Here is a 20,743-nt window from a genome sequence, read left to right as displayed (position 1 = left end):
TCACATAAAGCAACACGAGTTTTAACATAAGGAAGGCTGCCTTATTTTTATCCACCAAGCTCAACGATATGCTATTAAAAAAGCCCTTTTATTGATGTGTATCATCAATAAAAGGGCTTTTTTAATAGACAATCTCAAAACTGGTTAATTAACCGATTTAAATTCAATAAGCGGGGTGATCCGTTCTAATATATCAAATGCCACCTCTGCCATTTTATTACCTTTATTGTCCAATAACGGATTAACTTCAACAATTTCAAAACAAATTACCTTTCCAGATCGGATGATCTCTTCTAAAATCAACACAATCTCCCTTGGCAAAAAACCCTTAGGTACTGGTGTTCCCGTTCCATCCGAGATCAATTCACTATCCATGCTATCCACATCAAAAGAGATATAAACCATATCACATGCTTCTAGGATTTTCAATGCCTCAGCCACACAATCGGTTATTCCTCGCTGTCTCGTATCTTCCACACGATAGTTCTTAATGCCAAGTCGTTCAATGACCAGATCTTCCGGTTCTTCCGTATCCCTTACACCAAAATAAATCAAATGATTGGATTGTATTTTACCTACTGGGCCAGCTATTCGTTTTAGTTTATTCCAAAATTCTTGTGTCGATTCGTCTATTTCATTGATTTTACATGGCATATTATCCTCATTCAACATCGCCGCTAAAGGCATTCCATGCATATTACCAGAGGGGGTTGTGTGCGGAGAATGAATATCGGCATGTGCATCTACCCAGATCACACCGAGTTGTTTATCGGGATAAGCGGACTTTATACCACTGATCGTCCCCATTGCGGAGGAATGATCCCCTGAAAACACCAGTGGAAAATTGCCGGAAGATAAGCTATCTTCAACAGTAGAAGCCACTTGTTTGCATTGTTCATAAATCTGCTGAATATGTTTCGCAAAAGGATGATTATCATTTTGATAAATGGAGCTATTTCGTGTCGGCACATCAACAAATGGATAATTAATGAAATACTGACTTCCTTTATTAATTGCAGCTATCTCGATGGCGTCGATGCCCAGATCTGAACCCCTAGTCCCTGCTCCGATGTCCGATCTGTTTTTGATCAATTCAATCATTTTCTCCATACACTATTTCAAATTAGTCAACGATCGCTCAATAATCCCTAAGCAAGTCTCGACTTGCTCTTTTGTAATAACCAACGGCGGAGCCAATCGAATTTTGTTACCATGTGTAGGCTTCGCTAAAAGTCCATTTTCTTTAAATTTGAGACAAATACTCCATGCCAAATCACTTTCTTCATCCGCATCAATTACAATGGCTGTCAAGAGCCCCTTTCCTCGCACTTCTGTAATTAACGTGCACTTAGCAGCAATCTGACGCAATCCATCCAAAAACAATGCACCCATCTGAAACGCCCGTTGAGTCAAATTTTCATCCCGCACCACATTTAGCGCTTCCATAGCTACTGCACAGGCTAATGGATTCCCGCCATAGGTAGAACCATGTTCGCCCGGTTTAATGCACAACATTATGGAATCATTTGCCAACACTGCCGATACCGGCAATACACCGCCCGATAAAGCTTTTCCTAAAATCAGAACATCTGGTTTGCTTTGACTTTCCGTATCATCAATATCATAGGACGCCAACATACTTCCCGTCCGAGCAATACCGGTTTGGATTTCGTCTGCAATAAACAATACGTTGTATTTTGTACATAATTGTCTCACTCGCATTAGATAATCCTCGTCGGGAACGACAATACCCGCTTCGCCTTGAATCGGCTCAACGATAAAACCGGCGATATTTTTATCTGCTATGAATAATTGTTCTAGCGCATCAACGTCATTATAGGGAACGAGTACTATGCCATCTAAAAAGGGGCCAAATTCATGTGTTGCAGTACTATCATTGGATGCCGATATAACAGAGATTGTTCTACCATGGAAATTGTCCTTGGCAAAGACAATTTTCGCTTGATTGGCCGCTACACCTTTCACCTGATAGGCCCATTTACGACAAAGCTTCATTGCCGTTTCTACCGCTTCAACTCCCGAATTCATCACCAAAGCCTTATCAAATCCAAATAACTGACAAAGCATTTCTTCAAAATCGCCCAATTTATTATTATAAAATGCTCTCGATGTAAGTGTCAATTTTGCGGCTTGCTCTTTTAAAGCATGTATAATCCGCGGATGGCAGTGTCCTTGATTGACAGCAGAATATGCAGACAAGAAATCAAAATAAGACTTTCCATCAACATCCCACACCATCACTCCTTCAGCTCTTTCCAAGACGACCGGAAGAGGATGATAATTGTGCGCTCCATATTTTTCTTCTTTGGCAATGAACATCTCGCCCTTACCATGTTTAGCTACTGTACTCATAATTCAGATTTTTTCAAATAATAACAAATATACAATATTTACTTTTTTATTGGTTTAAAAATAAAATTTAACACTAAATTAGCGTAAAAATATTAAAATTAACTTTTAAACCACTTTATATAATGAATAGTATCGATGATTTTGATCTACAGATTTTAAAATATTTAGACGAAGATGGACGGATGGCCTATTCTGCAATAGCAACAGCTATGGGCGTATCCAATACGATGATCCATCAACGAATCAACCGATTAACGGAACAAGGGATACTGGCCGGTATAAAGCCTGTATTAAATGAAAAAAAGCTAGGCTATGATTGGGGTGCTTTTACGGGGCTAAGTTTAGAAAAAGATCATGACTCGAGCCGAATTATTGAAGAACTTAAGAAAATACCAGAAGTTACAGAATGCTATTATATTACGGGCAATTACACGCTATATGTAAAAATTATTGCTAAGAACCACGAACATATGCGACAATTACTCTATGAAAAAATCGATAGTATTCGGGGAATCGCAAAAACAGATTCCCTGATTGAATTAGGCTGTGCTTTCAAACGTAATATTATATTCTAGTACAAGAAAAACATACATGGGATCCTGAACATCTATTTCAGGATCCCCACACTACTTACCAATATTTGCCAATTCTTCTTCTGTCCAGTAGATCAATTCGCGCAAAACATATACATTTTCATAGCTTCCCAATCCGTCGATGTAGTCCCACAAATCACCTTCAACCTTCACTGGTCTTCCATGATGAAGTATATCATACCCATTATCTAACCAATTTTGTATCTGCTCTTTATCCATCGTTATTAAAACTTATTGTTAATTATCTTTAAAATGACTATATCAAATATAATATATTTTACTATGGCTACCCAAAACTGTTTCAAAGAAACTAAAATTTCAACAACTTTTTGACATAGTGACTATCGCTCTTCAAGAAGTTTTCGTGCTAATTGACAAATTTTAAAAATAAAAAAAGTATATTCGTACAACATCAAATATCATTATTATGGCAGATTTTTTCTATGTTGGATTTGAAGGTGAAGATGAATTACTCGAACTGGTGGCTGTATCTACGATTCAATCCCTCCTCTATTTTCAGGATGCCGATCAAGAGGATTTTACAACAATAAAAACCGCTATTGATCAAAATTTTATTGTCGAAGAAGATCTAATCACTGTAGCAGATACACTCAGATTGGATCAATCTATTGTTCGCTTTACTCCTGGCAAGCCTAATTATAAAGATTAATTATATGCTCAATCATCTGGGCAAATAACTCTCAGTAAAGCAATTAATTCAAGATAATTGGTAAAGAAAATAAGTAAGGGAATAATGAAGGTAGTTTTAATAGGCGGTTCTGGCGCTACAGGAAGGGCACTCGTTCAATTGATGTTAAAATCTAAGGAAATTACGGAAATCGTTGTGCTTTTAAGACGTGTCTCGTTTGAGGAGCACATTAAATTGAAACAGGTTGTCGTAGATTTCGAAAATCTAACAGATTTTGAGCAAGTGATACAGGGCGATGTCGCAATTTCCTGCCTTGGCACCACATTAAAAGACGCAGGCAGTAAAGAGGCACAATGGAAAATAGATCATGATCTTAATTTGCAATTTGCGGCAATGGCCAAAAAAAATGGTTTTCCTACGTTTCTCTTATTATCGGCTGTTCTTGCGGATCCTGCATCAAAAATTTTTTATAACCGCATGAAAGGAAGCCTTGAACAAGATGTTAAAGCACTTGATTTCAATCGGCTTATTATTTTCCAGCCTGGAGGATTAATCCGACCAAATACAGATCGCTTCGGTGAAAAAACTGCCCTTACTGCCCTTCGTATCTTTAATACGATAGGATTATTCAAATCATATGAACCACTTTCAGTAGCACAAGTTGCTATGGCAATGTTACAGGCAATCAATAACTATACAACAGGTATCCATACAGTAACCGTTAAAGATATCAAGGAATTAACTGCAGAAACTAGTTGAAACAACTAAAAAAACAATTCATAATATTGAATTAACAGTAAGCTAATCCTAAGGCTTTAATTTGTGTTTTTTTAAAATAACAACTATTCAAATGAAAAAACACGTTTTATTTCTGTTCCTCCTCGTTTTTGTACATGTTTTCCCCTCTTTTGGCCAAGAAGCAAAATACATCTTTTACTTAATTGGTGATGGCATGGGGCTCAACCAAGTTAATCTCACTGAAATTCATCAAGCTGAAGTACAGCATAAAGATAACCCGATCCCACTTGTGTTTACTCAATTTCCTCACGTTGGATTTGTCTCCACACATTCACTGTCCAATGGTGTAACGGACTCTGGCGCCGGAGGTACCGCATTAGCCGTTGGAAAAAAAACCAAAAATGGTGTTATCGGTATGGACAGTACAGGAACAGTCCCCTATAAGAGTATAGCTTATGCCGCGAAGCAAAAAGGGAAAAAAGTCGGTATTATTACAAGCGTCAGCATAGACCACGCTACCCCGGCTTCATTTTATGCGCACCAAGCAGACCGCGACATGTATTACGAAATCGGCAAAGAAATTGTCACTTCCAATTTTGATTTTTTTGGCGGGTCCAATTTTCTCAAACCCGAAACAACATTTGATCATAAAAAGGCGCCATCGCTTTTCCCCATATTAGAAAAAGCCGGCTATAAAGTGCTTAAAGGAAAAGATGCTTATGCACAACTACCAAATAAATCAGATAAGATCATATTGATGAATTCAGATGGCGGCCCCATAGATGCCCTTAAATATGCTATAGACCAAAAGCCAAGTGATTTAAAATTGGCGGATATCACATCTGCAGCTATCACTTCATTGCATCAAGACAATACAAATGGTTTCTTTTTAATGATTGAAGGTGGAAAAATTGATTGGGCATGCCATGCAAATGATGCAGCTACAACGATTCAGGAAGTGTTGGATTTCAATACCTCTGCACAACTTGCCTATGATTTTTATAAAAAGTTCCCAAATGAAACACTTATAGTCGTTACAGCGGACCATGAAACGGGCGGATTAGGTGTCGGTAATGGAAGTTCTTCGCTGAAAACAAAATTCTTGTCCCACCAAAAAATCTCGCATGCAGAACTTTCGAACGCAATTGGCAACCTTCGTAAGAATAATCCAAATGCAACATGGGACGATCTCAAGAATCTCATTGCTGCTCAAACAGGTTTGTTTTCCAAAATTACAATCCATGAAACTGATCGTAGTGCTTTAGAAGCTGCCTATCAAAAAAGCTTTGTCGATCATCAAAATGAAACCGCAAAAAGCCTTTACGCAAGCGACGACAAGATTGCCGCATTGAGTATTTCAATCTTAAATCGGATGGGATCAATAAGCTGGGCCTCTAACAACCATTCTGCCGCCTATGCACCAGTATATGCCATCGGTGTTGGCTCCGAACAATTCAATCAGAAAATGGATAACACAGATATACCAAAGAAAATCGCTACAGCAGCAAAACTTAGTTTAGACTAAACAAAAAAAGATCCCCAAGAAATCTTGGGGATCTTTTTTATGAGCCTCTTATCGGAATCGAACCAATGACCTACTGATTACAAGTCAGTTGCTCTACCAGCTGAGCTAAAGAGGCTTTCAAATGAATTTTAATGAGTGTCGCTCAAAGAGCCTCTTATCGGAATCGAACCAATGACCTACTGATTACAAGTCAGTTGCTCTACCAGCTGAGCTAAAGAGGCTTTTTAAAGAAGTTTAATGCATGTTGCTTAAAAGAGCCTCTTATCGGAATCGAACCAATGACCTACTGATTACAAGTCAGTTGCTCTACCAGCTGAGCTAAAGAGGCGTTACTTCTTTTCAATCTTACAACGTCTGACCGTTTTAAGATGCTGCAAATATCGAAAGCTTAAACCAAAAATGCAAGTCGATTTCAAGAATTTTCTACCCTGCTAAGCCAATTATTTAAAAATCAAGCGCATTATTTTTAATAACTGAAAATTTGTCATGATTCAATAAAAAATATTGCCATTTTTTCCGAAGTATGGCCTAAAACCTGAATGGCACATCAATTGTTATAACCAATATGTATCAACGAAACTTTAAATAAGACAATAAAAATGAATTTTAACAACTATACAATTAAAGCCCAAGAGGCTATACAAAAAGCTTCCGAAATTGCGGCAGGCCATCAACAACAGGCCATTGAGACAGCGCATATTTTAAAAGCTTTACTTACAGTGGATGAAAATGTTGTCAGCCACTTATTAAAAAAGTTAAATGTCAACCTCAGCTATCTCGGTACTGAACTTGACAAACAAATTGAAGGTTTTCCGAAGGTTAGTGGCAGCAATATTTATTTAAGTAGTGATGCCAACAATGCACTTCAGAAAGCACAGGGCTATCTCAAAGAATTCAATGATGAATTTGTCTCGGTAGAGCATTTACTATTGGGTATCCTGGCAACTTCTGATAAGACCTCAACATTACTTAAGTCACAGGGCGTTACAGAAAAAGACTTAAAGACCGCCATAAAAGAATTGCGCGGAAACAGTCGGGTAACAGATCAAAATGCTGAAGCCACCTACAACGCTTTGGGGAAATATGCTCGAAATTTAAATGAATATGCCGAATCCGGCAAATTGGATCCTGTTATCGGCCGTGATGAGGAAATTCGACGTGTGATGCAGATACTCTCCCGTCGTACCAAAAACAACCCCATACTCGTCGGTGAACCTGGGGTTGGTAAAACGGCTATTGCGGAAGGTATTGCTTACCGAATTATAAAAGGCGACGCACCTGAAAACTTAAAATCTAAGATTGTATTTTCCTTAGATATGGGCGCTTTGGTTGCCGGCGCCAAATATAAAGGGGAATTTGAAGAACGTTTAAAAGCGGTTGTAAAAGAAGTTACCGATTCCAATGGAGACATTATACTCTTTATCGACGAAATCCATACACTGGTGGGTGCTGGAGGTGGTGAAGGTGCCATGGATGCGGCTAATATCCTCAAACCGGCTTTAGCTAGAGGTGAGCTCCGTGCAATTGGAGCGACAACCTTAAACGAATATCAAAAATATTTTGAGAAAGATAAAGCATTGGAACGCAGGTTCCAGAAAGTCATGGTTGAAGAACCCGACACACAAGATGCTATTTCTATTCTCCGTGGCCTAAAAGAACGCTACGAAACACACCATAAGGTACGCATTCTGGATGAGTCTATCATTGCCGCCGTGGAATTATCACAGCGCTATATTTCCGATCGTTTTCTACCAGATAAAGCGATTGATTTAATTGATGAGGCAGCATCCAAATTACGCCTTGAAATGGACTCTGTACCGGAAGCTGTCGATGAGCTTGAACGTCGTATCATGCAATTGGAGATCGAGCGTGAAGCTTTGAAACGTGAAAATGACGACAAAAAAGTCGCAGAACTTTCGGAAAGTATCGCCAATCTATCGGCAGAAAGAGATACGTTGAGAGCATCCTGGCAAGAAGAAAAGAGTCTTGTTGACAATGTTAATCAAGAGATTGAGAATATTGAAAACTACAAACTCGAAGCGGAGCAGGCTGAACGTTCCGGAGACTATGGAAAGGTAGCAGAGCTTCGTTATGGACGGATTAAAGAAGCGCAAGAAAAAGTTGACAAACTAAAGGCTGAACTCGCTGAAAAACAAGAGATCAAGCGTATGCTCAAAGAAGAAGTTACTTCGGAAGACATTGCCGATGTTGTTGCAAAATGGACGGGAATACCTGTGAGCAAAATGATTCAATCAGAACGCGAAAAATTATTGAATCTTGAGGAAGAGCTTCATAAACGTGTCGCCGGTCAGGATGAAGCAATAGAAGCTATTTCTGATGCCATTCGTCGATCACGCGCTGGATTAAATGATGCGAAAAGGCCAATAGGATCGTTCATATTTTTGGGGACTACCGGAGTCGGAAAAACCGAACTTGCAAAAGCACTTGCCGAGTTCTTATTTGACGACGAACAATCCATGGTTCGTATTGATATGTCGGAATATCAAGAACGACACGCAGTGTCTCGTTTAATCGGAGCGCCTCCGGGATATGTCGGCTATGATGAAGGCGGACAATTGACTGAAGCAGTCCGTAGAAGACCCTATTCTGTTGTTTTGTTAGATGAAATTGAAAAAGCTCATCCCGATGTATTCAATATCCTATTGCAGGTATTGGATGATGGCCATCTTACAGACAACAAAGGTCGTACGGTAAACTTCAAAAACACCATTATCATTATGACCTCCAATACGGGGTCGACCATTATACAGGAGAATTTCAGTCATCTGACCGATGATAATAGGGATGAAATTATCGCCAAAACACGCAATGAGGTCTTCGATCTTTTAAAACAGTCGATTCGTCCCGAGTTTTTGAACCGTATCGATGAAGTGATTATGTTTACGCCATTAAGTCGAGACGAAATTGGAGATATTGTTCGTTTACAATTTGCACATGTTCAGAAACAGCTGGCCGAACAAAATATATTTATTACAGCTTCTGATGAAGCAATGGATTGGCTGGCACAACTTGGTTACGATCCTATTTATGGGGCTAGGCCATTAAAACGTGTTATTCAAAAACGAATTTTAAATGAACTATCAAAGGAAATTTTATCCGGAAAAGTAAATCGCGATTCGATTATTCGTCTAGATGTATTCGACGGTAAATTTGTGTTCATCAATAAACAAGAACAATAAAAAAGCTGAACGTCCGATATGACTATCGGACGTTCTCTTTTTATCATTAATTTTAGACATTTAACCTGTAATACCTAAAGCTTTTAACAACTTGTTTACATCGTCTTCCCCGTCCAGATGCTGTACCAATACTTTAGTTTTTGCATCATAGATATAGAGCGAAGGATAATTGCTTGGCTTAAATTTCTCAATAAATTGAGTTCCAGCATCAAACAAGAATTTCACATTTGGGGCACTTTTCAATGCCTTCGCATGCATATTAATAAATCCATCGACATAAGGCTTGTCATTCATGGAGATAAAATAGAAGGATACATTCTTGAATTTGGACAAGTGCTGTGCGATACCAGCCCCCATTTTCTGGCAATGGCCACAACCCGGGTCGTAAAAATCCAACACAATATATCCCGATTTTGGAAGCTTGTCCGAATTAAACTTGTTAGCCTGATAGACCTCCTCAAAAGTAAACGATGGAAGTGTTTTGGGTGCCTGTGCAAAGACAGGTTGAAATAAAAAAAATACACTTACAAAAAATAGGGAATAAAGGAACCTCATGTTAAAGAAATTTAAACCAACAGTGACTATTCAATTAATTTTAATCAATAATACTTAAAAATGCGCTTCAGTCAACTATTATTTTAGTTTTTTTACAAAAAATCCGTAAGTTTGGGCTAATTTTTAAATCGATCAAATCTATTAATACTTATTAATCGTGAAAAAACGAATTGCTATTTTTGCTTCAGGTTCAGGGTCCAATGCTCAAAAAATAATGGAACATTTCAAGTATTCAGATGAAGCTGAGGTTGCCTTGATTTTATCCAATAACCCTGATGCTTACGTTATTCAGCGAGCCGACAATTTTGAAATACCTGCACATATATTTGATCGCGACGAATTTTATAAAACAGACAACGTTGTCAATATTCTTAAAAACTTAAATATTGATCTGATTGTTTTGGCGGGTTTTCTTTGGCTTGTTCCCAATAACCTTCTGAAAGCTTTTCCGAATCAGATTATAAATATACACCCTGCTCTCCTACCAAAATATGGTGGCAAAGGGATGTATGGTGACCATGTACACAAGGCCGTTTTGGCCAATAAGGAAGAAGAACACGGGATAACGATCCACTTCGCAAATGAGCATTTCGACGAGGGGGAAATTATATACCAAGCACGATTCAAAGTCGATCCCAATGATACTTTAGACATTATTAAATTTAAAGGGCAGCAACTCGAACATCAGTACTTCCCTAAAGTAATTGAAAATCTTATCAAAAAAATGTAAAAACAACTCTATTATTTAGAATTGTTTTAAACAAATTGTAACTTTGCTTCATGAACGAAGTTATTGAATCTGTGTTGGAGCTAGATGAGTCAGAAAACAAAGCCGGGTTGTTTCAGTTTCGAAATACGGCTATGAACCCTTTTTCTGACTTTTCCTGTGCCTGCTTTAAAAAGTGTTGCAAAAAATATAAAGAAGGCAAACGCTGTAAAAAATGTCCGGGTCGAAAAAAATAGCCATTTATTGACTACTCCTCCAGGTAATCTAAATCTTTATCAAAGCTTTCTTCTAACTGGGTCAACGAATAAATTGCTATACCTGAAAGAACTAAAACCATTGTAATTGCCGCTGGCACGATTCCAAATGCATTTACTAGAAGTCCATATAGCATCGTTGACGGAATAAGCGCACCGCGCACGAAGTTGGGAGCCGTCGTTGCAACAGTTGCTCTGAGATTTGTACCAAATTGCTCGGCAGAAATAGTTACAAAAGTTGCCCAATACCCCACTCCTAAGCCCATTATAAAGGCAAGACTTAAAAACTTTGTCGCTGTAATACCATCACTCAATAAATACCATAGTGAACTTCCAATGATAATTAATTGACATATAAACACAACTTTTTTGCGGGATTTTAAAACCTGCGCAAATATCCCCGCCAATACATCCCCGATAGAAATACCGATATAGGTAAACATCACCCCTTGACCAGCACTCAGTGTACCTGTAGCCCCCAAGGCTTTGCCTATTTCCGGAGCCTGTGTAACCAAAACACCAACAACAAACCAGATTGGAAGACCAATGCATAGACAGTTGACATACCGTTTTAACCGGCTTTTATTTGTAAAAAGCATACGGATATCCCCTTTCACAATATCCGATTTATCTTGATCCTTAAAGAGTCCTGATTCAAAAGAGCCAATGCGCAACAGTAGCAACAGCAAGCCCATTCCACCACCGACAAAGTAGGCCGTCCGCCAGTCAAATTCTTCCGAGACAAAATAGGCCAATATAGCGCCTAAAACACCGACACCGGCAACCAACATGGTCCCATAACCACGTTTTGATTTATGCATGCTTTCAGAAACCAAGGTAATTCCCGCCCCCAGTTCTCCGGCCAAACCAACTCCCGCTATAAAACGAATAATACCATACATAAGCACATCATGAACAAAACCATTTGCAATATTCGCTACAGAGTATAAAAGAATCGATCCAAAAAGCACTTTTAAACGTCCAAATTTATCCCCTATAATCCCCCAGAGAATTCCACCCAACAGCAAACCGCCCATTTGCATATTGAGCACAAATTCACCTTTTATCCGCATTTCTTCCGCAGGGACGCCAATATCAGTGAAGGACTGAATACGGACTATGGAGAAAATAATCAAATCGTAGATATCGACGAAATAGCCCAATGACGCAATCATAACCAGTAACCATACTTTTCTACTGGATTGTTTTTCTTTTATTGTTGACATTTTAGGTTTTTTGATCTGTAAAAATACCATAGTGAAGCTATAAAACCAAGATTTCGAAAAATAATCCGACACATTGTTTTATTTTTGTATCATGAGATATAGTCCACTTGCCTTAACATGGCTATTACGTATTTACCCACCATTTCTATTTCAGGGAATCTGGGTTAAAAAAATTAGCCCGGGCTTCCAAGGCGCCAAAGTAAAAATTTATAAGACACCATTCAATATCAATACCAACAAAACATTATTTGGAGGAACGATCTTTTCTGCAGCAGATCCTATCTTCCCTATCCTCATTGATCAGTATCTTCAAAAGATTGGATTTAAGAAAACGGTGGCCTGGTTAAAATCATCACAGATCATTTTTAAGAAACCTGGCAAAACCAGCGTGGAATATTCTGTGCAACTCTCCGAGGAAATCCTTGAAGAATGTGCCCATATTATTCGAACAAAAGGCAAAGTAGTAAAGGATTTTACCTTGGAAATTAAAGATAAGTCTGGCGACCTCTGTGCCACGGTGCGCTGTGAAACGTATATTCGTGACTTGAATTTTACATTCCCTTCCAGAAATCGAAATATTGAGCCATAAGAAATTAATATATTTGTCCAATTACCAAAAAATAAGAAACATGAATAAAATCGCGTTTGTAGCTATCGCATCCTTGGCAATAGCAGCATGTGGAACTCAGGGAAATGGTGCAACAGGTGTAAAAGCCTTGCAAGATTCAACAATTAAGATACATGATGAAATCATGCCTCAAATCGCTCATTTCGACCGCGATGCTGTTAAGATAGATTCCATTTTGGCAAATTTAAAAAACCTAAAAATAGCTAAGGCTGATTTAGATACCAATTTAACAAGAAAAGAGCTAGGTACATTGAAAGCTAATTTAGAAAGCGCTACAGACCATATGATGGACTGGATGAAAGGATATAACCCCGATTCAACAGATGTTAAATATTTTGAAACAGAGCTTCAAAAAGTAAGTGATATGAAAAAGATATTTGATAGTGTTTCTAAAGAAAGCCAAGACAAATTAAAGAATTTTTAAATCTAAAAATTCAAATAACTAAGCCCTCCAATTTTGCAAGTAACATTAAATTGTTAATCAAAAAGATGGGATCAAGCTTAACAAACAAAACTATTAAACACATGAGATCCATAACTAAATTTTACTGCGCAACTGGCCTTTTACTCGGTTTATTTTCCTGTAAAAACAATAGCCAGACAAGCTTACCCATCTATGGCGAAAGAGAAGCTGTAGAAAAAACAGTTGATGGAAAACAAATCGTAGATACAGTCTATCATACTATTCCGCCTTTTAAACTGCTCAATCAGGATAGTACAATGATTTCAGACAAAGATTTTGAGGGTAAAGTATATATCGCCAACTTCTTCTTTACCCATTGTCCAAGTATCTGTCCGACGATGAATCGCAACCTATTAAAGATATACCAGCAATATAAGGATAATGAAGAAGTTCGTTTCCTGTCCCATAGTATAGACTTTAAATACGATCAACCCTACGTACTGAAAGATTATGCCAATAAATTGGGCGTAACCAATAATCACTGGCAATTTGTTTCGGGGACTAAAGCAGAAATATATGGTCTAGCCAATCAATACCTGGTTTATACCGCTGAAGATAAAAATGCACCTGGAGGTTACGATCATCAAGGGTACCTTGTCTTAATAGACAAGGATAAAAGAATTCGGGGTGCCTACGACGGCACAAACGATGAGCAAGTAAAAAAATTGATGAACGATTTACCTTTACTCTTGAGTGGGGCTAAAAAATAACATGCGCATTCTCTTAACAACAGGTATAACGATCGGGGTTATTCTATCCATCTTGATAGGCTGTCAGCATGAAGTCGATATCAAAACGGCACAATATGCTGTTAATGGTCAAAAGGTATACCGGACACATTGCCAAAATTGCCACGGAGAGAAAGGTGAAGGATTGGGGAATCTCTATCCTCCCCTAACCGATACCACCTTTCTGCAAACCCATCGTCAAGATCTTGCTTGCATTATCAAGAACGGGACTTCAGGAGAACTTGAAGTAGCAGGCAAAAAGTTTAATAATACCATGCCCGCTTCAAATCTTTCCGCAATTGATATCGCTTATGTATTAACATATATCAATACCAAGATCAATAAAGGGAAGAATCTATATCCTCTGGAAGAAGTGGAGAAAAATTTAAAAAACTGTAAATAGAAAAAGCGTTGGTTTTATAAAACCAACGCTTTTTCTATGCAACCGCTCCACCTCCTTTAATAAAGATCTTCAGGCCAATTTGCTAGCGAAACCCACGCTACAACCTTGACCTTCTTGAAGGTACCTCCCCTCCATCCATCAAAAAAAATAAAAAGTTGAAAACAATTTCACCTTTTTTTCCTTATTGTATTATTGATTCAAATAGTTTTATATTTATTGATTTATAACAATATTCTGACATTTTGGATCCAAATTAATCGTTAATTTTGCAACCGAATGAACGTTCGATTGATGAATTCCAATGAAAAAATTGCGGCAGTACTTGCCAGCACACTAAAACTTATACAAACAAACGGCTTCCATGGAACGCCGATGAGCAAAATCGCACAAGATTCTGATGTAGCAATAGGAACTATCTACCATTATTTTCCATCAAAAGATGACCTAATCTTTGCACTGTTCAAACATTGTAGAACATTACTGAATGATTATATTTTTGATGGTATAAAAGATGATTTCGATTATAAAGATTCCTTTATTCATATCTGGCGCAACTTTGTCAAGTTCTATTTAGAAAATGGGCATATCTTCAGTTTTTTTGAACAGTTTTTTTCGTCTCCTTATTACGAGAAAAACAAAGCTGAGATACAAGAACCTGTAGGTGGACAAAATAAAGTAGTTGATTTTTTACAGGAAGGCATTGATCGAAAAATATTGAAACAGGTAGACGTCCATCTTTTGGTGGCCAGTTATATTGGTGTAGCCTTATCGACTGTTCACAGTATCAAATTTAAAGATCTCAAATTCTCTGAACAGAATGTAGAAGATTTAATTGGGATTATTTGGGATGGAGCTATTAATAGAGAAAAAAATAATTAATTACATATATGAAGTTTAATAAAATCGTTTATTCCTTGGCGGCCCTGTCGCTTTTGAGTAATACAGGATTTGCACAACAGCAATCTGAAAACTTGCCGGCAAATGCAACACTTCAGCAGCTGATTGATTACGCCTTACGTAATCAAATCTCTGTAAAACAAGCACAATTGGACGAGGCCATCGGTGAAAAAGATATCGACATCTCCCTTTCAGGTTGGTACCCACAATTGGGTCTAAAAGGAAGTTATAATTATAATGTCATTGTTCCATTAGCAAATATTGGCGGAAATAATATCAAAATGGGGCAGAACAATGCGAGTGCCTTAACGCTTCAAGCAGACCAACAGATCCTCAATCCTGAGCTAATGCAAGCGAAAAAAGCCGCTGAGCTCGTACGTCTCGGTAATAAACAAAATACGGAGAACAAAAAAATAACAGCTGTTGTAGAGGTAAGTAAAGCTTATTATGACATCCTGACCTCGGAAGAGCAGATCAAGATTGTACGCGAAAATATCGCTCGCCTCCAAAAACAATTGAAAGATGCAAAGTCACAATATGATGTGGGTTTAGTTGATAAAACCGACTATAAGAGAGCGCAAATTGCTTTGGCAAATTCGAATGCGGACGAGAAAAGAACGGTTGAGCTTCGTAAATATAAATACGAATACCTTAAACAATTGCTAGCTTTGGATAAAAGCAAAAATTTGACGCTTTCATTTGATAATAGCAGTATGGAATCAGAGATTCTACTTGATACAACTGCAGGAATGACTATCTCTAATCGAATTGAATTCCAACAATTGGAAACATCGAAAAAGATTCAACAGTTGAGCACACAGTATTATAAATGGACATATTTACCGAGCGTAAGTGCTTTTTATAATTACGCATTCAACTATAGAAATGATAAATTCAGTAAGCTTTATTCCGACAATTTCCCGGGTTCAGTAGCTGGCCTAAATGTTTCTTTTTCAATTTTCGACGGATTTAAACGTAAAAAACAAATCAATAAATCCAGATTGCAGGAAGAAAGAATTGACTGGGACATCAAAAATTTAGAAAACAGCATTAACACAGAATATTCGTTGGCAAAGGCAACCTATAATGCGAATTTAAATGACTGGAAAACAGCTAAAGAAAATGTGGATCTCTCCAAAGAAGTATACGAGACAATCAAACTTCAATATGACGAAGGTATCAAAACTTATCTCGATTTAATGACAGCAGAGACTGATCTCAAAACAACACAGCTCAATTATTTGAACTCTCTTTACGCGCTATTATCAAGTAAATTGGATGTTCAGAAAGCAGTTGGGGCAATCCACACAAATTAATCAATAAACGGAAACTAATACAAATCATGAATAAAAGACAATTATTATTCGCTTTCTTCCTTGGGACGGCATTAGTATGGACCTCTTGTGGAAATAAAGATGCAAAAAAGCAAGGTGCAGCACAGGCTCAGGCTGAAAAAGTTGTCCCTGTCAGCTTTGGTGTCGCATCACATGAGACTGTTACAGGTACAATCAGTTATCCAGCAACAGTCAAACCGTTGAACGAAGCAGATCTATATGCGGAAGTAAGCGGCTATATCACAAAAATATATGTTTCTGACGGTGCAGTAGTTTCCGCAGGACAAGCTCTTTATGAAATTGATGGAACGCGCTACAACGCAGCTGTCCAACAAGCTAAAGCAAGCTTACAGGTCGCACAAACTGATTTGGACCGACAAAAAAGAGATTTAGCACGTTACCAAACATTGGCCGATAAAGATGCGATTGCAAAGCAGGTTTTTGACAATGCAGTATCAAATGTAGCGGCTTCTCAGGCACAGGTAGAGTCGGCTCGTGCGGCATTGGTCACTGCAAATACAAACTTATCACGTTCGACGATTCGCGCTCCTTTCAGTGGTACTGTAGGGATATCACAGGTACGTTTGGGAGCCTTGGTTAACCCTGGTACGACCCTTTTAAATACCTTGTCTTCAACTAGCCCAATTGCTGTTGAGTTTCAGGTAAATGAAAAGGATATTGCCAAATTTACCCAATTGCAAAGCAGCCATTCATCTTCGGACCTTTCTCTTTTATTGCCAAATGGAAGTACTTATGAAGGAAAAGGAACGATCACAACCATTGACCGCGCAGTTGACCCTGCTACCGGAACAATCAAAGTGCGTGCTACTTTCCCGAACAATGCCAACGAATTGCGGGCTGGTATGAATATTACGATGAATGTATCAACAACCTCGGCTACAGAAGAAGTTGTTGTGCCTTACAAAGCTGTCTTTGAACAGCTCGGGGTATTTAACCTCTATGCTGTGAATGATAGCAGTAAAGCCGAAATACGTCAAGTAAAATTGGGTATTAAAGCTGGTGATAAAATTGTGATTAAAGAAGGTGTCAAAGACGGTGAAAAGATTATCGTCGACGGTACCATGAATGTCCAAAATGGAGTTAAAGTAGTTGATGCTGCTGTCGCTGCCCAACAGGCTGCGAAAGGAGCACCTCAAGGAAAATAACACCATTAATTTTTTAAAGAGAATCTAAAAGATATAGAATGATTTCAGAAGTATTTATTAAGAGGCCAGTTACCGCAATCGTTATTTCGATATTGATTTCAATTATCGGGATCATTGCAGTATCCACGTTGCCAATTAGCCAGTATCCTTCTATTGCACCTCCAACAGTAACGGTTACGGCCAATTACACCGGAGCTGATGCACAGACGGTTGAACAAACCGTGACAACTCTTATCGAGAGTCAGATCAATGGTACACCTGGCATGATTTATATGTCGTCCAATAGTACGTCAAATGGTCAAGCAACAATTACGGTGACATTTGAAGTAGGTACGGATATCGATATTGCGACCTTAGACGTACAAAACCGCGTGGGAATTGCTGAACCAGCCCTCCCCGAAGCTGTGAGACGTCTGGGAATTACGACCCGTAAAGCCAATAACGATATCCTGATGTTGGTTGCCTTAACTTCACCAAAAGGAACGAGAGATGAAAATTTCTTGGCCAATTACAACAACTTATACGTTAAAGACGCGCTCTTACGTGTGAAAGGTGTCGGTGACGTAACCGCTTTTGGGCAGCCGTTTTCAATGCGTGTATGGCTAGACGCAAACAAATTAGCTAATCTAAGCATGACTCCGGCCGATGTATCAACAGCAATTGCGGAACAAAACTCCCGTATACCTGGTGGTAGTGTTGGTGGACGTCCACAAGAGTCTTCGACAGTATTTGAATATCCAATCATTACCGATAGTGACCTTTCAAATCCGGAAGACTTTGAAAACATCGTTGTAAAAACCAACAAAGATGGATCTATCGTACTTTTAAAGGATGTTGCACGTGTTGAATTAGGTCAATTTAATTATGGTACATCATCTACGGTAAATGGTATGACCTCATCTGCGATGATGATTAACCAGACCCCGGGAGGAAACGCTGTAGAGTCTGCAGACGGTATCGTCGCTGCTTTAGAAAAATTAAAGAAATCTTTTCCAACTGACGTAGATTATACAATCAGTTACGAGACAGTTTCGGTAGTAAATGCCTCAATTTCTTCGGTTATCCATACCCTAGTTGAAGCATTGATCCTGGTAACAGTAGTGGTATTTTTCTTCCTTCAAAGCTGGAGGGCAACATTAATCCCCGTATTGGCAATTCCGGTATCCATCATCGGTACATTCATCTTCTTCCTGATGTTTGGCTTTTCGGTCAACAACCTGACCATGCTTGCCTTTGTATTGGCCATCGGTATTGTGGTGGATGATGCCATCGTTGTGGTGGAAGCTGTCCAGCATTATATCGACCATTATAAACTGGATGCTAAAGAAGCGACACGTCGCGCCATGGGCGATATCACCGCTCCGGTTATTGCAATTGCATTAATTTTGGCTGCCGTATTCGTTCCAGTAGGTTTTATCCCTGGAATGGTCGGTAAATTGTACCAACAATTTGCCATCACGATCGCTGTGTCCGTTATGTTGTCGGCATTTATTGCACTTTCGTTAACTCCAGCATTATGTTCGATTTTATTAAAACCAACAGCAGTACATGAAGGTGCCAAAGGTTTGAATAAATTTTTCTACAAATTTAATGTATGGTTTGAAAAGGTGACCATCAGATACTCCAATGGTGTAAAACAAGCGATCAAAAAAGCACCACTTGTATTGATCATTCTGTTGTGTATTTTTATCGGAACAGGTTGGATGTTTACAACCAAACCGACAGGATTTATTCCTTCGGAAGATGGTGGTGCATTTTTTGCAGGTATTACTTTACCGGAAGGCTCTTCTTCCGCACGTACAAATGAAGTCCTTAAAGAGATTGAAGCCGATCTACACAAGACTTTTCCTGAAATCAAGTATGTTACCGCAATTTCTGGTATCAATATCCTAAACCGCGCGTTTAAATCCAATGGTGCAACAGTGTTCGTTTCTCTTAAGCCTTGGGAAACCCGTACACGTACTGCAAACGATATCGCGGGAATGATTATGGGTAAATACATGGGTTATACCAAAGCAAGGGTATTGGCGGTAACACCACCGGCAATTCCGGGTCTAGGTACATCTGGTGGTTTCTCTATGCAGGTACAGGATTTACAAACTGTAAATATCAAAGATTTCGAAGCAACAGTAGGTAAATTCTTGATGGCTGCCAACCAACGTCCAGAAATTGGAATGGCCTACACGATGTTTAATACCAATTCTCCAAACTACAAATTGGAAGTCAATCGTGAACAGGCAAAACGTATGGGGGTACCTATCTCAAGTATTTATTCGACAATATCATCCTATTTGGGAAGTAGCTATGTCAATGACTTTACAAAGTATGGTCGTAGCTACCGTGTCGTGACACAAGCTGATATTCCGTACCGTATGAATATTGAAGACATCAACAAATTGTATGTCAACAATGTTTCAGGGAACCCTGTACCGATGGGTACACTGGTCAAGTATGAATTAATGACAATGCCTTCAATCATCAACCACTACAATATCTTTAGAAGTATCGAGATCAATGGTAGTTCGGCTCCCGGTTTCTCATCAGGAGATGCATTGAAAGCTTTGCAAGAAGTGGCTGCACAAACATTGCCAGAAGGTTTTGACTATCAGTTCTCCGGTCTATCTCTTCAAGAGATGCAATCCGGGTCAAAGACCATTCAAATTTTTGCTTTGTGTATCCTATTTGTGTTCTTACTATTGGCTGCCTTATACGAAAGTTGGTCTGTACCTTTCTCCATTTTGTTATCTGTACCACTAGGTGTATTTGGGGCTATATTAACCTTAACATTAATCCCTACATTGGATAATAACATCTATGCACAGATTGGTCTGGTCACCATCATTGGACTTGCTGCTAAGAATGCGATTCTAATCGTTGAGTTTGCTAAGGAACGGGTTGATATCGGGATGAACCTTTATGAAGCGACATTAGATGCTGTAAAATTGCGTTTACGCCCAATTATCATGACGTCCTTTGCCTTCATCTTGGGGATTATTCCATTGATGCTATCCCATGGAGCTGGAGCAATTTCTCGCCAAACAATCGGTTGGACGGTATTTGGTGGTATGACTGCAGCCACACTCCTAGCGATCTTTATCGTTCCAGTGCTATTCGTTGTGATTACACGTATGGCATACGGTAAGAAAAAATTGGCTGAATTAGAAGCTAATTTCGATGAAGAGAAAGCGAAAAATTTAAGTTCACACTAATTATACGCTGCCTCTGTGAAGAATCCACACGGAGCTAACAGCAAGAAGCCTTTCCTTGTAACAAGGGGAAGGCTT

At 38.7% G+C, this 20,743-nt stretch carries 19 protein-coding genes and 3 tRNA genes; 14 read left to right on the top strand and 8 right to left on the bottom strand.

The window, feature by feature from the left end:
* Nucleotides 1-144 precede the first annotated feature (144 nt).
* Together M2419_RS08180 and rocD are read right to left on the bottom strand one after the other, a co-directional pair.
* On the bottom strand, nucleotides 145-1,110 hold the full coding sequence (locus tag M2419_RS08180; protein WP_153844575.1) for an arginase: 966 nt from the start codon (nucleotides 1,108-1,110) through the stop codon (nucleotides 145-147).
* A 3-nt stretch (nucleotides 1,111-1,113) separates the two neighbouring features.
* On the bottom strand, nucleotides 1,114-2,373 hold the full coding sequence (gene rocD, locus M2419_RS08175) for an ornithine--oxo-acid transaminase (protein ID WP_153844576.1): 1,260 nt from the start codon (nucleotides 2,371-2,373) through the stop codon (nucleotides 1,114-1,116).
* Between the two features lie 122 nt (nucleotides 2,374-2,495).
* Between rocD and M2419_RS08170 the strand changes: the two genes are divergently transcribed.
* Nucleotides 2,496-2,948, top strand: coding sequence for an Lrp/AsnC family transcriptional regulator (locus tag M2419_RS08170; protein WP_153844577.1), 453 nt, complete (start codon nucleotides 2,496-2,498; stop codon nucleotides 2,946-2,948).
* A gap of 51 nt (nucleotides 2,949-2,999) precedes the next feature.
* On the opposite strand, the gene M2419_RS08165 is transcribed toward M2419_RS08170, so the two are convergent.
* Nucleotides 3,000-3,185, bottom strand: coding sequence for a hypothetical protein (locus M2419_RS08165; RefSeq protein WP_046673540.1), 186 nt, complete (start codon nucleotides 3,183-3,185; stop codon nucleotides 3,000-3,002).
* Between the two features lie 208 nt (nucleotides 3,186-3,393).
* Between M2419_RS08165 and M2419_RS08160 the strand changes: the two genes are divergently transcribed.
* The 3 genes from M2419_RS08160 to M2419_RS08150 all read left to right on the top strand — a co-directional run bounded on the left by M2419_RS08160 (nucleotide 3,394) and on the right by M2419_RS08150 (nucleotide 5,878).
* Nucleotides 3,394-3,636, top strand: coding sequence for a hypothetical protein (locus M2419_RS08160; RefSeq protein WP_153844578.1), 243 nt, complete (start codon nucleotides 3,394-3,396; stop codon nucleotides 3,634-3,636).
* A gap of 84 nt (nucleotides 3,637-3,720) precedes the next feature.
* On the top strand, nucleotides 3,721-4,374 hold the full coding sequence (locus M2419_RS08155) for an NAD(P)H-binding protein (RefSeq protein ID WP_153844579.1): 654 nt from the start codon (nucleotides 3,721-3,723) through the stop codon (nucleotides 4,372-4,374).
* 91 nt (nucleotides 4,375-4,465) lie between these two features.
* Entirely contained in the window at nucleotides 4,466-5,878 is a 1,413-nt protein-coding gene (locus M2419_RS08150; protein ID WP_182331968.1) for an alkaline phosphatase, read from the top strand.
* A 42-nt stretch (nucleotides 5,879-5,920) separates the two neighbouring features.
* Here M2419_RS08150 and M2419_RS08145 read toward each other — a convergent pair.
* The 3 genes from M2419_RS08145 to M2419_RS08135 all read right to left on the bottom strand — a co-directional run bounded on the left by M2419_RS08145 (nucleotide 5,921) and on the right by M2419_RS08135 (nucleotide 6,206).
* Nucleotides 5,921-5,993 (bottom strand) — tRNA-Thr (locus tag M2419_RS08145).
* Nucleotides 5,994-6,026: 33 nt separating this feature from the next.
* Nucleotides 6,027-6,099, bottom strand: a tRNA-Thr gene (locus M2419_RS08140).
* A gap of 34 nt (nucleotides 6,100-6,133) precedes the next feature.
* A tRNA-Thr gene (locus M2419_RS08135) sits at nucleotides 6,134-6,206 on the bottom strand.
* A 271-nt stretch (nucleotides 6,207-6,477) separates the two neighbouring features.
* On the opposite strand from M2419_RS08135, the gene clpB reads away from it, so the two are divergent.
* A complete protein-coding gene (clpB, locus tag M2419_RS08130) occupies nucleotides 6,478-9,078 on the top strand; it encodes an ATP-dependent chaperone ClpB (protein ID WP_259254757.1) in 2,601 nt (866 codons plus the stop codon).
* 60 nt (nucleotides 9,079-9,138) lie between these two features.
* Here the strand turns inward: clpB and M2419_RS08125 are convergent, their stop codons facing one another.
* Entirely contained in the window at nucleotides 9,139-9,633 is a 495-nt protein-coding gene (locus tag M2419_RS08125) for a thioredoxin family protein (RefSeq protein WP_153844581.1), read from the bottom strand.
* 157 nt (nucleotides 9,634-9,790) lie between these two features.
* Between M2419_RS08125 and purN the strand changes: the two genes are divergently transcribed.
* Nucleotides 9,791-10,363 (top strand): phosphoribosylglycinamide formyltransferase, encoded by a 573-nt coding sequence (gene purN, locus M2419_RS08120; RefSeq protein ID WP_159726569.1) that lies wholly within the window; start codon nucleotides 9,791-9,793, stop codon nucleotides 10,361-10,363.
* Nucleotides 10,364-10,607: 244 nt separating this feature from the next.
* Here purN and M2419_RS08115 read toward each other — a convergent pair whose 3' ends face one another.
* On the bottom strand, nucleotides 10,608-11,840 hold the full coding sequence (locus tag M2419_RS08115) for an MFS transporter (protein WP_153844583.1): 1,233 nt from the start codon (nucleotides 11,838-11,840) through the stop codon (nucleotides 10,608-10,610).
* Between the two features lie 91 nt (nucleotides 11,841-11,931).
* Here M2419_RS08115 and M2419_RS08110 point away from each other — a divergent pair, with 91 nt between their 5' ends.
* The 8 genes from M2419_RS08110 to M2419_RS08075 all read left to right on the top strand — a co-directional run bounded on the left by M2419_RS08110 (nucleotide 11,932) and on the right by M2419_RS08075 (nucleotide 20,668).
* A complete protein-coding gene (locus tag M2419_RS08110; RefSeq protein WP_153844584.1) occupies nucleotides 11,932-12,429 on the top strand; it encodes a DUF4442 domain-containing protein in 498 nt (165 codons plus the stop codon).
* 40 nt (nucleotides 12,430-12,469) lie between these two features.
* Nucleotides 12,470-12,892: a transposase gene (locus M2419_RS08105; RefSeq protein WP_153844585.1), complete on the top strand. Its 423-nt coding sequence runs from the start codon at nucleotides 12,470-12,472 to the stop codon at nucleotides 12,890-12,892.
* A gap of 101 nt (nucleotides 12,893-12,993) precedes the next feature.
* Complete coding sequence (locus M2419_RS08100; RefSeq protein WP_120334303.1) at nucleotides 12,994-13,641, top strand: SCO family protein; 648 nt, start codon at nucleotides 12,994-12,996, stop codon at nucleotides 13,639-13,641.
* Between the two features lies 1 nt (nucleotide 13,642).
* Nucleotides 13,643-14,062 (top strand): cytochrome c, encoded by a 420-nt coding sequence (locus tag M2419_RS08095; RefSeq protein ID WP_153844586.1) that lies wholly within the window; start codon nucleotides 13,643-13,645, stop codon nucleotides 14,060-14,062.
* Between the two features lie 291 nt (nucleotides 14,063-14,353).
* Complete coding sequence (locus M2419_RS08090; RefSeq protein WP_158638758.1) at nucleotides 14,354-14,941, top strand: TetR/AcrR family transcriptional regulator; 588 nt, start codon at nucleotides 14,354-14,356, stop codon at nucleotides 14,939-14,941.
* A gap of 8 nt (nucleotides 14,942-14,949) precedes the next feature.
* Complete coding sequence (locus M2419_RS08085; protein ID WP_153844587.1) at nucleotides 14,950-16,275, top strand: TolC family protein; 1,326 nt, start codon at nucleotides 14,950-14,952, stop codon at nucleotides 16,273-16,275.
* A 26-nt stretch (nucleotides 16,276-16,301) separates the two neighbouring features.
* On the top strand, nucleotides 16,302-17,459 hold the full coding sequence (locus tag M2419_RS08080) for an efflux RND transporter periplasmic adaptor subunit (protein ID WP_075992753.1): 1,158 nt from the start codon (nucleotides 16,302-16,304) through the stop codon (nucleotides 17,457-17,459).
* A gap of 38 nt (nucleotides 17,460-17,497) precedes the next feature.
* Entirely contained in the window at nucleotides 17,498-20,668 is a 3,171-nt protein-coding gene (locus M2419_RS08075) for an efflux RND transporter permease subunit (RefSeq protein WP_153844588.1), read from the top strand.
* The last annotated feature ends 75 nt before the right edge of the window (nucleotides 20,669-20,743 follow it).

Source organism: Sphingobacterium sp. BIGb0116, from assembly GCF_024808035.1.
Classification (GTDB): Bacteria; Bacteroidota; Bacteroidia; order Sphingobacteriales; family Sphingobacteriaceae; genus Sphingobacterium; species Sphingobacterium paramultivorum.
This window is presented reverse-complemented; position numbering and strand designations above follow the sequence as displayed.

Excerpts from the sequence above, each read along its gene's own strand:
- M2419_RS08180 (WP_153844575.1), bottom strand. The coding sequence starts at position 1,110 with ATGGAGAAAATGATTGAATTGATCAAAAACAGATCGGACATCGGAGCA.
- rocD (WP_153844576.1), bottom strand. The coding sequence starts at position 2,373 with ATGAGTACAGTAGCTAAACATGGTAAGGGCGAGATGTTCATTGCCAAA.
- M2419_RS08170 (WP_153844577.1), top strand. The coding sequence starts at position 2,496 with ATGAATAGTATCGATGATTTTGATCTACAGATTTTAAAATATTTAGAC.
- M2419_RS08165 (WP_046673540.1), bottom strand. The coding sequence starts at position 3,185 with ATGGATAAAGAGCAGATACAAAATTGGTTAGATAATGGGTATGATATA.
- M2419_RS08160 (WP_153844578.1), top strand. The coding sequence starts at position 3,394 with ATGGCAGATTTTTTCTATGTTGGATTTGAAGGTGAAGATGAATTACTC.
- M2419_RS08155 (WP_153844579.1), top strand. The coding sequence starts at position 3,721 with ATGAAGGTAGTTTTAATAGGCGGTTCTGGCGCTACAGGAAGGGCACTC.
- M2419_RS08150 (WP_182331968.1), top strand. The coding sequence starts at position 4,466 with ATGAAAAAACACGTTTTATTTCTGTTCCTCCTCGTTTTTGTACATGTT.
- clpB (WP_259254757.1), top strand. The coding sequence starts at position 6,478 with ATGAATTTTAACAACTATACAATTAAAGCCCAAGAGGCTATACAAAAA.
- M2419_RS08125 (WP_153844581.1), bottom strand. The coding sequence starts at position 9,633 with ATGAGGTTCCTTTATTCCCTATTTTTTGTAAGTGTATTTTTTTTATTT.
- M2419_RS08115 (WP_153844583.1), bottom strand. The coding sequence starts at position 11,840 with ATGTCAACAATAAAAGAAAAACAATCCAGTAGAAAAGTATGGTTACTG.
- M2419_RS08110 (WP_153844584.1), top strand. The coding sequence starts at position 11,932 with ATGAGATATAGTCCACTTGCCTTAACATGGCTATTACGTATTTACCCA.
- M2419_RS08105 (WP_153844585.1), top strand. The coding sequence starts at position 12,470 with ATGAATAAAATCGCGTTTGTAGCTATCGCATCCTTGGCAATAGCAGCA.
- M2419_RS08100 (WP_120334303.1), top strand. The coding sequence starts at position 12,994 with ATGAGATCCATAACTAAATTTTACTGCGCAACTGGCCTTTTACTCGGT.
- M2419_RS08095 (WP_153844586.1), top strand. The coding sequence starts at position 13,643 with ATGCGCATTCTCTTAACAACAGGTATAACGATCGGGGTTATTCTATCC.
- M2419_RS08090 (WP_158638758.1), top strand. The coding sequence starts at position 14,354 with ATGAATTCCAATGAAAAAATTGCGGCAGTACTTGCCAGCACACTAAAA.
- M2419_RS08085 (WP_153844587.1), top strand. The coding sequence starts at position 14,950 with ATGAAGTTTAATAAAATCGTTTATTCCTTGGCGGCCCTGTCGCTTTTG.
- M2419_RS08080 (WP_075992753.1), top strand. The coding sequence starts at position 16,302 with ATGAATAAAAGACAATTATTATTCGCTTTCTTCCTTGGGACGGCATTA.
- M2419_RS08075 (WP_153844588.1), top strand. The coding sequence starts at position 17,498 with ATGATTTCAGAAGTATTTATTAAGAGGCCAGTTACCGCAATCGTTATT.